Here is a 14,167-nt window from a genome sequence, read left to right as displayed (position 1 = left end):
ATTATGGCCCTACCAACTATTGCCATTGTAGGACGTCCCAATGTTGGGAAATCAACCCTATTTAATCGGATCGCTGGTGAGCGAATCTCCATTGTAGAGGATGTCGAAGGAGTGACACGTGACCGTATCTATGCAACGGGTGAGTGGCTCAATCGTTCCTTTAGCATGATTGATACAGGAGGAATCGATGATGTCGATGCTCCTTTCATGGAACAAATCAAGCACCAGGCAGAAATTGCCATGGAAGAAGCCGATGTTATCGTCTTTGTCGTGTCTGGTAAGGAAGGAATTACCGATGCGGACGAATACGTAGCCCGTAAGCTTTATAAGACCCACAAACCAGTTATCCTCGCAGTTAACAAGGTGGACAACCCTGAGATGCGAAATGATATCTATGATTTCTATGCCCTCGGTTTGGGTGAACCACTGCCTATCTCATCTGTCCATGGTATCGGTACAGGGGATGTACTAGATGCGATTGTGGAAAACCTTCCAAATGAATATGAAGAAGAAAATCCAGATGTCATTAAGTTTAGCCTGATTGGTCGTCCAAACGTTGGAAAATCAAGTTTGATCAATGCTATCTTGGGCGAAGACCGTGTTATTGCTAGTCCTGTTGCTGGAACAACTCGTGATGCCATTGATACCCACTTTACAGATACAGATGGTCAAGAGTTTACCATGATTGATACGGCTGGTATGCGTAAGTCTGGTAAGGTTTATGAAAATACCGAGAAATACTCTGTTATGCGTGCCATGCGTGCTATTGACCGTTCAGATGTGGTCTTGATGGTCATCAATGCGGAAGAAGGCATTCGTGAGTACGACAAGCGTATCGCAGGATTTGCCCATGAAGCTGGTAAAGGGATGATTATCGTGGTCAACAAGTGGGATACGCTTGAAAAAGATAACCACACTATGAAAAACTGGGAAGAAGATATCCGTGAGCAGTTCCAATACCTGCCTTACGCACCGATTATCTTTGTATCCGCTTTGACCAAGCAACGTCTCCACAAACTTCCTGAGATGATTAAGCAAATCAGCGAAAGTCAAAATACACGTATTCCATCAGCTGTCTTGAACGATGTCATCATGGATGCCATTGCCATCAACCCAACACCGACAGACAAAGGAAAACGTCTCAAGATTTTCTATGCGACCCAAGTGGCAACCAAACCACCAACCTTTGTCATCTTTGTCAATGAAGAAGAACTCATGCACTTTTCTTACCTGCGTTTCTTGGAAAATCAAATCCGCAAGGCCTTTGTTTTTGAGGGAACACCGATTCATCTCATCGCAAGAAAACGCAAATAAAAAGTAGAATCTGGAATGACATTTCCAGATTTTTTTGATATAATAAAATAATAGAAAACGCTATCAAAAAGGAGGTATCGATGAAACATTTGTTTAAATTTATAATCTTATTGCCCTGGTTTTACTTTTTCAATTGGATTGAAAAGGATAATAGAGAAAGTAAATTTTTCCCAATTTTTTACTATTTTTACTGGTTTTACATCCCCCTCTATGCTCTTTTTAGCCTTGCTTGGACAGTTATTTCAGTTCTGTTTTTCAATATCGTCTTGAGAAATTTGACAGATATCAAGTTATGGGGCATTTGGTTTCTTTTTATTCTGCTAGCTATTGGTCTGAATAGGTTAACTTATTCTTGTTTCAAAAAAATGCTTAGACTAAGAAAGGAGTTAGGGAAGTCTAAAGCGGGGAGGCATTGATTTATATCGGTTTTTTAATAGGAGGTGGCTTATGAAGATTCCTCTCTTAACTTTGGCAAGGCATAAATTTGTTTATGTCTTGCTTACTTTGCTTTTTCTTGCTTTGGTTTATCGTGATGTTTTGATGACTTATTTCTTTTTTGATATTCATGCGCCCGATCTAGCTAAATTCGATGGACAAGCAATTAAAAATGACTTATTAAAATCAGCATTAGATTTTCGTATTCTCCAGTTCAATCTAGGTTTTTATCAATCATTTATTATTCCAATCATCATTGTTTTGCTAGGTTTTCAATATATTGAGCTGAAAAATAAAGTTTTACGATTGAGTATTGGAAGAGAAGTGAGTTATCAAGGGGTAAAAAGAAAGTTGACTTTGCAAGTTGCAAGTATCCCTTGTGTGATATATTTAGTGACTGTGCTGATAATTGCAATTTTAACTTATTTCTTTGGGACTTTTTCTCCTCTTGAATGGAATTCTCTATTTTCTGATGGGAGTAGTTTACAAAGGCTCCTAGATGGAGAGATAACAAGCTATTTGTTCTTTACTTGTGTCCTACTAATCGGTATTTTCATCAATGCAGTCTATTTTTTAAAAATAGTTGATTATTTAGGGAATGTGACTCGTTCGGCAATTGCCTATTTGATGTTTCTTTGGCTTGGTTCTATGTTACTCTATAGTGCCTTGCCTTACTATATGGTTCCTATGACGAGTTTGATGCAAGCTAGCTATGGGGATGTCAGTTTGATGAAACTCTTTACTCCTTATATCCTTTATATTGTCCCCTATATGGTGCTTGAAAAATATGAAGATAATGTTTAAGAATTTTAACAATATTTTGCTAAAGAGAAAGATCGTTTTACTACTTCGTATAGTTCTGATGATGATTTTGATAAACTATCTATTGTCAACAGCGGTTCAAAAGCAGGATGTTTTTCTCTTTTTCAAGAGAGAATTGATTTCAATCTTTTCCTATAATGACTATTCTGAAGTGAATTTAGAAATCCCCAAACTCTTGTTAAACCTTTCGCTTTTCATGGTAGGATGGCTCTCTGTTATTTTGCTTGAAACTGATTTGGCAGACCATTACCATCACTTGATTCGCTATCAATCAAGCTCCTTTTTCGATTATACAAGGAAACGATTGGTTGTCATCTCTAAATTTTTTACTCAAGATTTATTTGTCTGGTTCCTTGGTTTACTTCCTCTAGGAATTCATTTCAAAACAGTCGTACTTTTCTTTTTACTTGCTCAGTTAATGATGTTGTACTTGCTACTGTCTTATCTGATAGCACTGATTAGTGCGGGCGCTGGTTTTTCCTTTTTTCTCTATTTTTTAGCATTTGTGGGACAAGAATGGATGATGGATCATATTGTAACAGTGTATTTAGGACTCTTAAGTTTATTAGTTATCTTGATTGTTAGTCGCTTGGAAGAGAAATTTAAGAAAGGATAAACGATGAGACTTGAAATTATAAATGGACAGAAAATTTATGGGAAAAGACCTATTTTAAATGAGTTAAATCTGGTCTTTCAATCAGGAAAAATTTATGGCCTTAAAGGTGATAATGGATCTGGCAAGACGGTTCTTTTAAAGGCACTTGCTGGTTATATTAAGCTTGACAAAGGAAAAGTTCTTCAAGATGGGGAAGTCTACGGGATAAAAAATCATTATATTCAGGATGCAGGGGTTTTAATTGAAAAAGTCGAGTTTTTATCTCATTTATCCCTTAGAGAAAATTTGGAATTGTTGAGGTATTTTTCATCTAAAGTTACGGAAAAAAGAATTGCCGATTGGATCCAATATTATGATTTACAGGAATTTGAAGACGTTGAGTACCGTCATTTATCCTTAGGAACGAAACAAAAAATGGCTTTGATTCAAGCCTTTATTGCCGAACCATCTATACTCTTTCTCGATGAACCCATGAATGCTTTGGATGAGAAGAGTGTGAGGTTAACCAAACAGGTCATTTTATCTTACCTTAAAAAAGAAAATGGTCTGGTTATCCTGACATCACACATATCGGAAGATATTTCAGACCTTTGTACAGATGTATTAGTTGTCGAAAATGGGCATATACAGTATTCAAAAGATATACAAGCTTAGGAGGTGGCTTATGGCACATCTAAAATCATTTATTACACGCTATTCTAAGGTCTATATTGGTTTAGTTCTGCTGATCTGGCTGGCTTTCTTCTTTCTTCCTTGGGATAAACCAGTTCTGGGAATATCTATCAATCTCTTAATCATGCAGAAAGTTTTACTAGTTTTTGGAATTCTGTCCATTTTGATGGCCTTGCTGTCCAAGAAAGTCAGTCTCTTTGTTTTTGGACTTATCTGTTGTCTTTCTTTTTGGACTTATCTGTTGTCTTTCTTTTTGGATAAATCTATTTATCCTATTTGCCATTTTGCCGATTCTTGGCAATTAAAGTATCATAAAAGTCAGAGAGGTTAGCTTGAAAACTAGCCTCTTTTTCCTTTTCAAAATGGGGATTCTTCCTTGAAAATAATCAGTAATTGTGCTAAAATTAAAAGAACATTCTAAAATATTCGGAATTTAAAGTAAGGAAAAACATGGCTAATATTTTAAAAACAATTATCGAAAATGATAAAGGAGAAATCCGTCGTCTGGAAAAGATGGCTGACAAGGTTTTCAAATACGAAGACCAAATGGCTGCTTTGACTGATGACCAACTAAAAGCAAAAACAGTTGAATTTAAAGAACGTTATCAAAATGGAGAATCGCTGGATTCATTGCTTTATGAAGCATTTGCGGTTGTCCGTGAGGGTGCCAAACGTGTCCTAGGTCTCTTCCCATATAAGGTTCAGGTCATGGGGGGAATCGTTCTTCACCATGGTGACGTGCCAGAGATGCGTACAGGGGAAGGGAAAACCTTGACTGCGACTATGCCGGTATACCTCAATGCCCTTTCAGGCAAAGGGGTTCACGTAGTTACGGTTAACGAATACCTATCAGAACGTGACGCGACTGAGATGGGTGAATTGTACTCATGGCTTGGTTTGTCAGTAGGGATTAACTTGGCTGCCAAATCTCCAATGGAGAAAAAAGAAGCCTATGAGTGTGACATTACCTACTCAACCAACTCAGAAATCGGATTTGACTACCTACGTGATAACATGGTCGTTCGTGCTGAAAACATGGTACAACGTCCGCTTAACTATGCCTTGGTCGATGAGGTTGACTCTATCTTGATTGACGAGGCCCGTACACCTTTGATCGTATCAGGTGCTAATGCAGTTGAAACCAGTCAGCTCTACCATATGGCAGACCACTATGTAAAATCTTTGGACAAAGACGACTACATCATCGATGTGCAGTCTAAGACTATTGGTTTGTCTGATTCAGGGATTGACAAGGCTGAAAGCTACTTCAAGCTTGAAAATCTCTATGACATCGAAAACGTAGCTCTTACTCACTTTATCGATAATGCCCTTCGTGCCAACTACATCATGCTTCTCGATATTGACTATGTGGTGAGCGAAGAGCAAGAAATCTTGATTGTCGACCAATTTACAGGTCGTACCATGGAAGGTCGTCGTTATTCTGATGGCTTGCACCAAGCTATTGAAGCCAAAGAAGGTGTGCCAATCCAGGATGAAACCAAGACATCTGCCTCAATCACGTATCAAAACCTTTTCCGTATGTACAAGAAATTGTCTGGTATGACGGGGACAGGTAAGACTGAGGAAGAAGAATTCCGTGAAATCTACAACATTCGTGTTATTCCAATCCCAACAAACCGTCCTGTTCAACGGATTGACCACTCAGACCTTCTTTATGCAAGTATCGAATCTAAGTTTAAAGCGGTTGTCGAAGACGTTAAGGCTCGTTACCAAAAGGGTCAGCCTGTCTTGGTTGGTACAGTAGCGGTTGAAACTAGTGACTACATTTCTAAGAAATTGGTCGCAGCTGGTGTTCCTCACGAAGTCTTGAATGCCAAAAATCACTATAGAGAAGCCCAAATCATCATGAATGCTGGTCAACGTGGTGCCGTTACCATCGCAACCAACATGGCGGGTCGTGGTACCGACATCAAGCTTGGTGAAGGTGTTCGTGAACTTGGAGGACTTTGTGTGATTGGTACAGAACGTCATGAAAGTCGTCGTATCGATAACCAGCTTCGTGGACGTTCAGGTCGTCAAGGAGATCCAGGTGAGTCACAATTCTACCTCTCTCTTGAAGATGATTTGATGAAACGTTTTGGTTCTGAACGCTTGAAAGGCATATTTGAACGCTTGAATATGTCTGAAGAGGCCATTGAGTCTCGTATGTTGACGCGTCAGGTTGAGGCAGCTCAGAAACGTGTCGAAGGAAATAACTACGATACCCGTAAACAAGTCCTTCAATACGACGATGTCATGCGTGAACAACGTGAGATTATCTATGCTCAACGTTACGATGTCATCACTGCAGACCGTGACTTGGCACCTGAAATTCAGGCTATGCACAAACGCACGATTGAACGTGTCGTCGATGGTCATGCGCGTGCCAAACAAGATGAAAAACTTGAAGCAATTTTGAACTTTGCTAAGTACAACTTGCTTCCAGAAGATTCTATTACGATGGAAGATTTGTCAGGCTTGTCTGATAAGGCCATCAAGGAAGAGCTTTTTCAACGTGCCTTGAAGGTTTATGATAGTCAGGTTTCAAAACTACGCGATGAAGAAGCAGTTAAAGAATTCCAAAAAGTTTTGATTCTACGAGTGGTGGATAACAAGTGGACAGATCATATCGATGCCCTTGATCAATTGCGTAACGCGGTTGGACTTCGTGGTTATGCTCAGAACAACCCTGTTGTTGAGTATCAGGCAGAAGGTTTCCGTATGTTTAATGATATGATTGGTTCGATTGAGTTTGATGTGACACGCTTGATGATGAAAGCACAAATTCATGAACAAGAAAGACCACAGGCAGAACGCCATATCAGTACAACAGCGACTCGCAATATCGCTGCTCACCAAGCAAGTATGCCAGAAGATTTGGATTTGAGCCAGATTGGACGCAATCAACTTTGCCCATGTGGTTCTGGTAAGAAGTTTAAAAATTGTCACGGTAAAAGACAATAAAATGAGATAGTTTAGAGGCGGATATCTTGTGAAAAGTAAATTTTTACTTGGTATCCGTTTGCTTTATAAGGAGATGACTTATGGTATTTACAGCAAAAAGTCCTAAAATAAATATCGAAGAAGTTCGTGCCTTATCAAAATTAGAAGGCCAAGCTTTGGAGAGAAAATCACAGCGCGATCAAGAGCTAGAAGCCATCATGCGTGGAGAAGACCAGCGGATTCTCTTGGTAATCGGTCCGTGCTCATCTGACAACGAAGAAGCTGTCCTTGAATACGCTAAGCGTTTGGCAGTCCTACAAGAAGAAGTGGCAGATCGTATCTTTATGGTTATGCGTGTTTATACTGCCAAACCCCGTACCAACGGAGATGGCTATAAGGGCTTGATTCACCAGCCTAACGCGACAGAAGCGCCTAGTCTTATCAATGGAATCAAAGCCGTTCGCCATCTTCACTATCGTGTCATCACAGAAACAGGGATGACAACTGCTGATGAAATGCTTTATCCTGAAAATCTGCCGCTTGTAGATGATTTGATTTCTTACATGGCAGTTGGTGCCCGTTCAGTTGAAGACCAGCAACACCGCTTTGTGGCAAGTGGGGCAGGATTTTCTACTGGTTTTAAAAATCCAACCTCTGGAAATCTCAATGTCATGTTTAATGGGATTTATGCTGCTCAAAACAAACAAAGTTTCCTTTTCTTAGGAAAAGAAGTAGAAACAACTGGGAACCCGCTTTCACACGCTATTCTTCGTGGTGCTCTTAATGAGTATGGTAACAATATTCCCAACTACTATTATGACAATTTAATTGATACCATTGCCCAGTATGAGAAAATGGGCTTGGAAAATCCTTTTATCATCATTGATACCAATCATGACAATTCTGGTAAGCAGTATATTGAACAGATCCGAATTGTCCGCCAGACCTTGATTAACCGTGCTTGGAATGAAAAAATTAAGCAGTTCGTTCGTGGTTTTATGATTGAGTCTTATCTGGAAGATGGTCGACAAAATGAGCCAGAAGTATTTGGTAAGTCTATCACAGACCCTTGCTTGGGTTGGGATAACACAGAAGCTCTTGTCAGAGAAATTTACAAAACGTTAGGAGAATAAGATGGCATTTATTGAAAAAGGTCAAGAAATCGATATGGAAGTCATTAAGGCTGAAACCCAATTGTCTGCGGAAGCCTTGAGACTCAAGGAAAGCCGTGACAGGGAATTGGCAGACATTATTTCAGGGGAAGATGACCGTCTCCTTTTGGTAATTGGTCCTTGCTCTTCTGATAATGAAGAAGCTGTCTTGGAATATGCCCGCCGCTTGTCAGCCTTGCAAAAGAAGGTAGCGGACAAGATTTTCATGGTTATGCGCGTGTATACTGCTAAGCCGCGTACCAACGGAGACGGCTATAAAGGGTTGGTTCACCAGCCAGACACTTCTAAGGCTCCAAGCCTGATTAACGGTTTGCAGGCTGTGCGCCAGTTGCACTACCGAGTGATTACAGAGACTGGTTTGACGACGGCAGATGAGATGCTTTATCCGTCAAATCTAATTTTGGTGGATGACTTGGTCAGCTACCATGCTGTTGGAGCTCGTTCTGTGGAAGACCAAGAGCACCGCTTTGTGGCTTCTGGGATTGATGCACCAGTAGGGATGAAAAATCCAACCTCAGGAAATTTGGGTGTTATGTTTAACGCCATCTATGCTGCTCAAAATAAGCAAACCTTCCTTTATCATGGGCAGGAAGTTGAGACTTCAGGTAATCCTTTGTCCCATGTCATCCTCCGTGGAGCAGTTAACGAGTATGGCAATTATATGCCGAATTACTACTATGAAAACCTACTCCAAGCCATTGAACGCTATGAAACCATGGGACTTGAAAATCCCTTTATCCTCATTGATACCAACCATGATAACTCAGGCAAGCAGTATATGGAGCAGATTCGAATTGTTCGCCAGACCTTGCAAAATCGTGATTGGAATGAGAAAATTAAAAAGACAGTTCGAGGATTTATGATTGAATCTTACCTAGCAGATGGTCGTCAAAACCAACCAGAGGTCTTTGGCTGCTCTATTACAGATCCTTGCCTAGGTTGGGAAAATACAGAGGCTTTGGTAGAAGAAATCTATGCTACCTTGGCAGAATAAGTGAAAAGGATGGAGTTGGGGAATCTCAACTCCTTTTGATGAGAATGATAGTTGGACACGGAATTGACATCGAAGAATTGGCTTCTATAGAAAGAGCGGCTGCACGACATGAAGGCTTTGCCAAGCGCGTGCTGACAGCCAAGGAAATGGAACGGTTTAACAGTCTTAAAGGGCGCAGGCAAATCGAATATTTGGCTGGTCGCTGGTCGGCTAAAGAAGCCTTTTCCAAGGCCATGGGAACGGGAATTGGCAAGCTCGGTTTTCAGGATTTAGAAGTCTTAAACAATGAACGCGGGGCGCCTTATTTTAGTCAGTCACCATTTTCAGGAAAGATTTGGCTATCTATCAGCCATACCGATCAGTTTGTGACAGCCAGTGTCATTTTGGAGGAAAATCATGAAAGCTAGTCCGCATAGACCAACCAAGGCTCTGATTCATCTGGGAGCTATTCGACACAATATTCAGCAAATGGGGGCTCATATCCCTGAGGGGACACTCAAGTGGGCAGTGGTCAAAGCCAATGCCTATGGGCATGGGGCAGTAGCTGTTGCCAATGCGATTCAAGATGATGTCGATGGCTTCTGCGTTTCCAATATTGATGAAGCTATTGAACTCAGACAAGCTGGACTCAGCAAGCCAATCCTCATTTTAGGAGTTTCTGAGCTAGAAGTTGTTGCTCTAGCTAAAGAATATGACATCACCTTGACAGTGGCTGGACTGGAGTGGATTCAAGCACTCTTAGATAAGGAAGCGGACCTAACTGGATTGACAGTTCACCTCAAGATTGACTCAGGGATGGGACGGATTGGTTTTAGAGAGGCTAGTGAGGCTGATCAGGCTCAAGACTTGCTCCAACAACACGGTGTTCGTGTTGAAGGAATCTTTACCCACTTTGCGACTGCTGATGAGGAATCAGATGACTATTTTAATGCCCAGTTAGAACGGTTTAAAACCATTCTATCAAGTATGAAAGGTCTTCCAGAGCTGGTTCATGCCAGTAATTCGGCAACGACCCTTTGGCATGCAGAGACTATTTTTAATGCGATCCGTATGGGAGATGCCATGTATGGTCTTAATCCTAGCGGAGAGGTCTTGGATTTACCCTATGACTTGATTCCAGCCTTGACCTTGGAGTCTGCTCTGGTTCATGTCAAGACAGTTTCAGCTGGAGCTTGCATGGGCTACGGGGCGACCTATCAGGCAGATAGCGAGCAGGTCATCGCGACCGTGCCAATCGGCTATGCAGATGGATGGACAAGAGACATGGAAAATTTCTCTGTCTTGGTAGATGACCAAGCTTGCCCAATTGTCGGCAGGGTTTCGATGGACCAAATCACTATTCGATTGCCTAAGCCTTACCCACTCGGAACCAAGGTAACCTTGATTGGCTCCAATGGGGATAAGGAAATCACTGCAACTCAGGTAGCGTCCTACCGTGGGACTATTAACTATGAGGTGGTTTGTCTTCTCAGCGACCGCATTCCGAGAGAATATGATTAGAAAAGAAAGGAGTGGAGCATGAATCTACATCAACCCTTGCATGTCTTACCTGGTGTGGGACCAAAGTCAGCAGAAAAATACGCCAAACTAGGAATTGAAAACTTGCAAGACCTCTTGCTTTACTTTCCTTTCAGATATGAAGATTTCAAAACCAAGCAAGTGCTGGAGCTGGAAGACGGAGAAAAGGCAGTTCTGTCTGGACAAGTAGTGACTCCTGCCAGTGTCCAGTATTATGGTTTCAAGCGCAATCGTCTGCGCTTTAGCCTCAAGCAGGGAGAAGTCGTTTTTGCGGTGAACTTCTTTAACCAGCCCTATCTGGCTGATAAGATAGAGTTGGGAGCAACTCTTGCTGTCTTTGGAAAATGGGACCGTGCCAAGGCTAGTCTGACTGGGATGAAGGTCCTGGCTCAGGTGGAAGATGATCTCCAACCTGTCTATCGCTTGGCTCAGGGAATCAGTCAGGCCAGTCTGGTCAAAGTTATCAAGACAGCCTTTGATCAGGGACTGGACCTCTTGATAGAAGAAAATCTGCCCCAGTCTTTACTAGACAAATACAAACTCATGTCCCGTTGTCAGGCTGTTCGTGCCATGCATTTCCCCAAGGATTTGGCAGAATACAAGCAGGCTCTTCGCCGTATCAAATTTGAGGAACTCTTTTATTTTCAAATGCAATTGCAGACGCTCAAGTCTGAAAATAGAGTTCAGGGAAGTGGTCTGGTTCTGAATTGGTCTCAGGAAAAAGTGACAGTAGTTAAAGAAAATCTACCTTTTTCCTTGACCCCAGCTCAAGAAAAAAGTTTGCTGGAAATTTTAACCGATATGAAGTCCGACCACCACATGAATCGTCTCCTACAAGGGGATGTGGGGAGCGGAAAAACGGTGGTCGCTGGCTTGGCCATGTTTGCGGCGGTGACAGCTGGCTATCAAGCAGCCCTCATGGTGCCAACAGAAATCCTTGCAGAGCAACATTTTGAGAGTCTACAGAGTCTCTTTCCAGACCTAAAACTGGCTCTCTTGACAGGTTCCTTAAAAGCTGCAGAAAAGAGAGAAGTCTCGGAGACTATTGCTAAGGGTGAGGCTGATTTGATTATCGGAACCCACGCTCTGATTCAGGATGGGGTGGAGTATGCTCGTCTTGGTTTGATTATCATCGATGAGCAACACCGTTTTGGTGTGGGGCAAAGGCGTATTTTACGGGAAAAAGGCGACAATCCAGATGTCCTCATGATGACGGCGACTCCCATTCCACGGACGCTTGCCATCACAGCCTTTGGAGATATGGATGTTTCCATTATCGACCAGATGCCAGCAGGTCGGAAGCCTATTGTGACGCGCTGGATCAAACATGAGCAACTAGCTCAGGTTTTGACTTGGTTAGAGGGGGAAATCCAAAAAGGTTCTCAAGCCTATGTCATCTCTCCTTTGATTGAAGAATCAGAAGCTCTAGATTTGAAAAATGCCATTGCCTTATCAGAAGAGCTGACGGCTCATTTTGCAGGTAAGGCAGAAGTGGCTCTTCTACATGGTAAGATGAAGAGTGACGAAAAAGACCAGATCATGCAGGATTTCAAAGAGAGAAAGACGGATATTCTGGTTTCGACGACGGTTATCGAGGTTGGGGTCAACGTTCCTAATGCTACGGTCATGATTATCATGGATGCCGACCGTTTCGGTCTCAGTCAGCTTCACCAGCTTAGAGGTCGTGTCGGTCGGGGGGACAAGCAGTCCTATGCTGTTCTCGTTGCCAATCCCAAGACTGATTCTGGGAACGACCGCATGCGCATCATGACAGAAACGACCAATGGATTTGTCCTGGCCGAAGAAGATTTGAAAATGCGTGGTTCAGGTGAAATTTTTGGAACCAGACAGTCAGGACTCCCAGAGTTTCAAGTAGCTGATATTATCGAAGATTTTCCGATTTTAGAAGAAGCCAGAAAGGTTGCTAGCTACATTAGTTCTATTGAAGGCTGGCAAGAGGATCCAGAGTGGCGCATGATTGCCCTTCATTTGGAAAAGAAAGAACATCTGGATTAAGCTTTCTCTAAGGAAAACTTAAGCTAGCTTTCAGGTTTGACCCTTATACTAGAGTCATCAAAAAGAAACGAGGACTCTCATATGACAGTAACGATTAAAGTAAATTACCAAACTACTTTCCAAAAGAAAGAAGCAAAAAACTAAGATTGAATAAAGGAAGAAGAGCGAAATGCTCTTTTTTCGTTTCTAAAACTACTTTCAGTCAATAGGCTTGAAGGAGGAAAAGCTAAATTCACTTTCTATTTATCCTTCTTTCTTGCATTGCTTTCTTAGATGTGCTACAGTTGTGGTAGCGATTACAAAATAAAAGGAGCATGCTATGAAAAATCCAGCTTTGTTAGAAGAAATGAAGACTTATAAAGGCAGGGACGAGGTTCCGGAAGATTTTGATGCTTTCTGGGATGAGGAAGTGAAAAAAGTTTCCACGCTTCCAGCCTACCACTTGGAGGAAAGAGATTTCCACATTCCTCAAGTCAAGTGCTATGAACTAACCTTTGAAGGAAGCAATGAAGGCAAGGTCTATGCACGCGTCGTTCTTCCAAAGAGTGAGGAGAAGGTTCCGCTAATCTTCCATTTCCATGGTTATATGGGACGTGGTTGGGATTGGGCCGACATGCTGGGCTTCACCGTAGCTGGTTACGGTGTTGTTTCCATGGATGTTCGAGGCCAGTCGGGCTATTCACAAGACGGTTTGCGTTCTCCTCTAGGAAATACGGTTAAGGGACATATTATCCGTGGTGCTGTGGAGGGTCGGGATCACCTCTTTTATAAGGATGTTTATCTGGACATTTACCAGTTGGTTGAAATTATTGCTAATCTGCCTGAGGTAGATGAGAAGCGTCTTTCTAGCTATGGTGCCTCTCAAGGTGGTGCTCTAGCTTTGGTTGCAGCAGCGCTCAATCCTCGAATTCAGAAAACAGTTTCCATCTATCCCTTCTTGTCAGACTTCAGACGGGTGATTGAGATTGGCAATACTAGTGAGGCCTATGATGAACTTTTCCGTTATTTCAAGTTCCACGATCCTTTTCATGAAACAGAGGAGGAAATCATGGCGACCCTTGCCTATATCGATGTCAAAAATCTTGCCCATCGTATCCAAGGTGAGGTTAAGATGATTACGGGCTTGGACGACGATGTTTGCTATCCCATTACCCAGTTTGCGATTTACAATCGTTTGATCTGCGATAAGGCTTATCGCATCATGCCTGAGTATGCCCACGAAGCCATGAATGTTTTTGTCAATGACCAGGTTTATAACTGGCTCTGTGGGAGTGAGATTCCTTTCAAATATCTAAAATAAGGAGTCGACTCTAGGCACAAAATCTTAAAAATCACAAACACGCATAGTATCAGGGGATTAAGAAGACTTGATACTATGCGTTTTATCATGGAAATATTTATAGAATTTTTTGTTGCTAGCTTTGTCAAATTGCTTAAAATAATTTTTTTCAGAAAGCAAAAGCCGATACCTATCGAGTAGGGTAGTTCTTGCTATCGTTAGGCTTGTCTGTAGGTGTTAATACTTTCCAAAAATCTCTTCAAACCACGTCAGCTTCGCCTTGCCGTAGGTATGGTTACTGACTTCGTCAGTTTCATCTACAACCTCAAAACGGTGTTTTGAGCTGACTTCGTCAGTTTCATCTACAACCTCAAAACGGTGTTTTG

General features: G+C 41.8%; 12 protein-coding genes and 1 pseudogene. All 13 read left to right on the top strand.

Features of this window, described 5'->3' with window-relative positions; all coding sequences use genetic code 11:
• Window positions 1-3: 3 nt before the first annotated feature.
• Window positions 4-1,314 (top strand): ribosome biogenesis GTPase Der, encoded by a 1,311-nt coding sequence (gene der, locus HT699_RS01480; protein ID WP_001207696.1) that lies wholly within the window; start codon window positions 4-6, stop codon window positions 1,312-1,314.
• Between the two features lie 80 nt (window positions 1,315-1,394).
• Window positions 1,395-1,730 (top strand): hypothetical protein, encoded by a 336-nt coding sequence (locus tag HT699_RS11610; protein ID WP_000681324.1) that lies wholly within the window; start codon window positions 1,395-1,397, stop codon window positions 1,728-1,730.
• Between the two features lie 31 nt (window positions 1,731-1,761).
• Window positions 1,762-2,553 (top strand): hypothetical protein, encoded by a 792-nt coding sequence (locus HT699_RS01475; protein ID WP_000701281.1) that lies wholly within the window; start codon window positions 1,762-1,764, stop codon window positions 2,551-2,553.
• Window positions 2,546-3,187, top strand: a complete 642-nt coding sequence (locus HT699_RS01470) for a hypothetical protein (protein ID WP_007284818.1) — start codon at window positions 2,546-2,548, stop codon at window positions 3,185-3,187. Before HT699_RS01475 ends, HT699_RS01470 begins: the two co-directional genes overlap by 8 nt.
• Window positions 3,188-3,190: 3 nt before the next feature.
• The gene (locus tag HT699_RS01465; protein ID WP_001235270.1) at window positions 3,191-3,841 is read left to right on the top strand and encodes an ABC transporter ATP-binding protein; all 651 of its coding nucleotides are present in this window, start codon (window positions 3,191-3,193) and stop codon (window positions 3,839-3,841) included.
• Window positions 3,842-3,851: 10 nt separating this feature from the next.
• A pseudogene (locus HT699_RS01460) lies at window positions 3,852-4,164 on the top strand (hypothetical protein).
• Window positions 4,165-4,309: 145 nt separating this feature from the next.
• Window positions 4,310-6,823: a preprotein translocase subunit SecA gene (gene secA, locus HT699_RS01455; protein ID WP_001274079.1), complete on the top strand. Its 2,514-nt coding sequence runs from the start codon at window positions 4,310-4,312 to the stop codon at window positions 6,821-6,823.
• Between the two features lie 80 nt (window positions 6,824-6,903).
• On the top strand, window positions 6,904-7,935 hold the full coding sequence (locus tag HT699_RS01450; protein ID WP_138703362.1) for a 3-deoxy-7-phosphoheptulonate synthase: 1,032 nt from the start codon (window positions 6,904-6,906) through the stop codon (window positions 7,933-7,935).
• 1 nt (window position 7,936) lies between these two features.
• The gene (locus HT699_RS01445; RefSeq protein ID WP_000864063.1) at window positions 7,937-8,968 is read left to right on the top strand and encodes a 3-deoxy-7-phosphoheptulonate synthase; all 1,032 of its coding nucleotides are present in this window, start codon (window positions 7,937-7,939) and stop codon (window positions 8,966-8,968) included.
• A gap of 44 nt (window positions 8,969-9,012) precedes the next feature.
• Window positions 9,013-9,375: a holo-ACP synthase gene (gene acpS / locus HT699_RS01440; protein WP_000634996.1), complete on the top strand. Its 363-nt coding sequence runs from the start codon at window positions 9,013-9,015 to the stop codon at window positions 9,373-9,375.
• Complete coding sequence (gene alr / locus HT699_RS01435; RefSeq protein ID WP_172934044.1) at window positions 9,365-10,468, top strand: alanine racemase; 1,104 nt, start codon at window positions 9,365-9,367, stop codon at window positions 10,466-10,468. The genes acpS and alr overlap by 11 nt, the downstream gene beginning before the upstream one ends.
• 18 nt (window positions 10,469-10,486) lie before the next feature.
• Window positions 10,487-12,502, top strand: a complete 2,016-nt coding sequence (recG, locus tag HT699_RS01430) for an ATP-dependent DNA helicase RecG (protein WP_054388005.1) — start codon at window positions 10,487-10,489, stop codon at window positions 12,500-12,502.
• A gap of 319 nt (window positions 12,503-12,821) precedes the next feature.
• A complete protein-coding gene (locus tag HT699_RS01425) occupies window positions 12,822-13,802 on the top strand; it encodes an acetylxylan esterase (protein ID WP_023940720.1) in 981 nt (326 codons plus the stop codon).
• Window positions 13,803-14,167: the final 365 nt, after the last annotated feature.

The organism is Streptococcus sp. 1055 (assembly GCF_013276815.1).
Taxonomy (GTDB): Bacteria; Bacillota; Bacilli; order Lactobacillales; family Streptococcaceae; genus Streptococcus; species Streptococcus pseudopneumoniae.
This window is presented reverse-complemented; position numbering and strand designations above follow the sequence as displayed.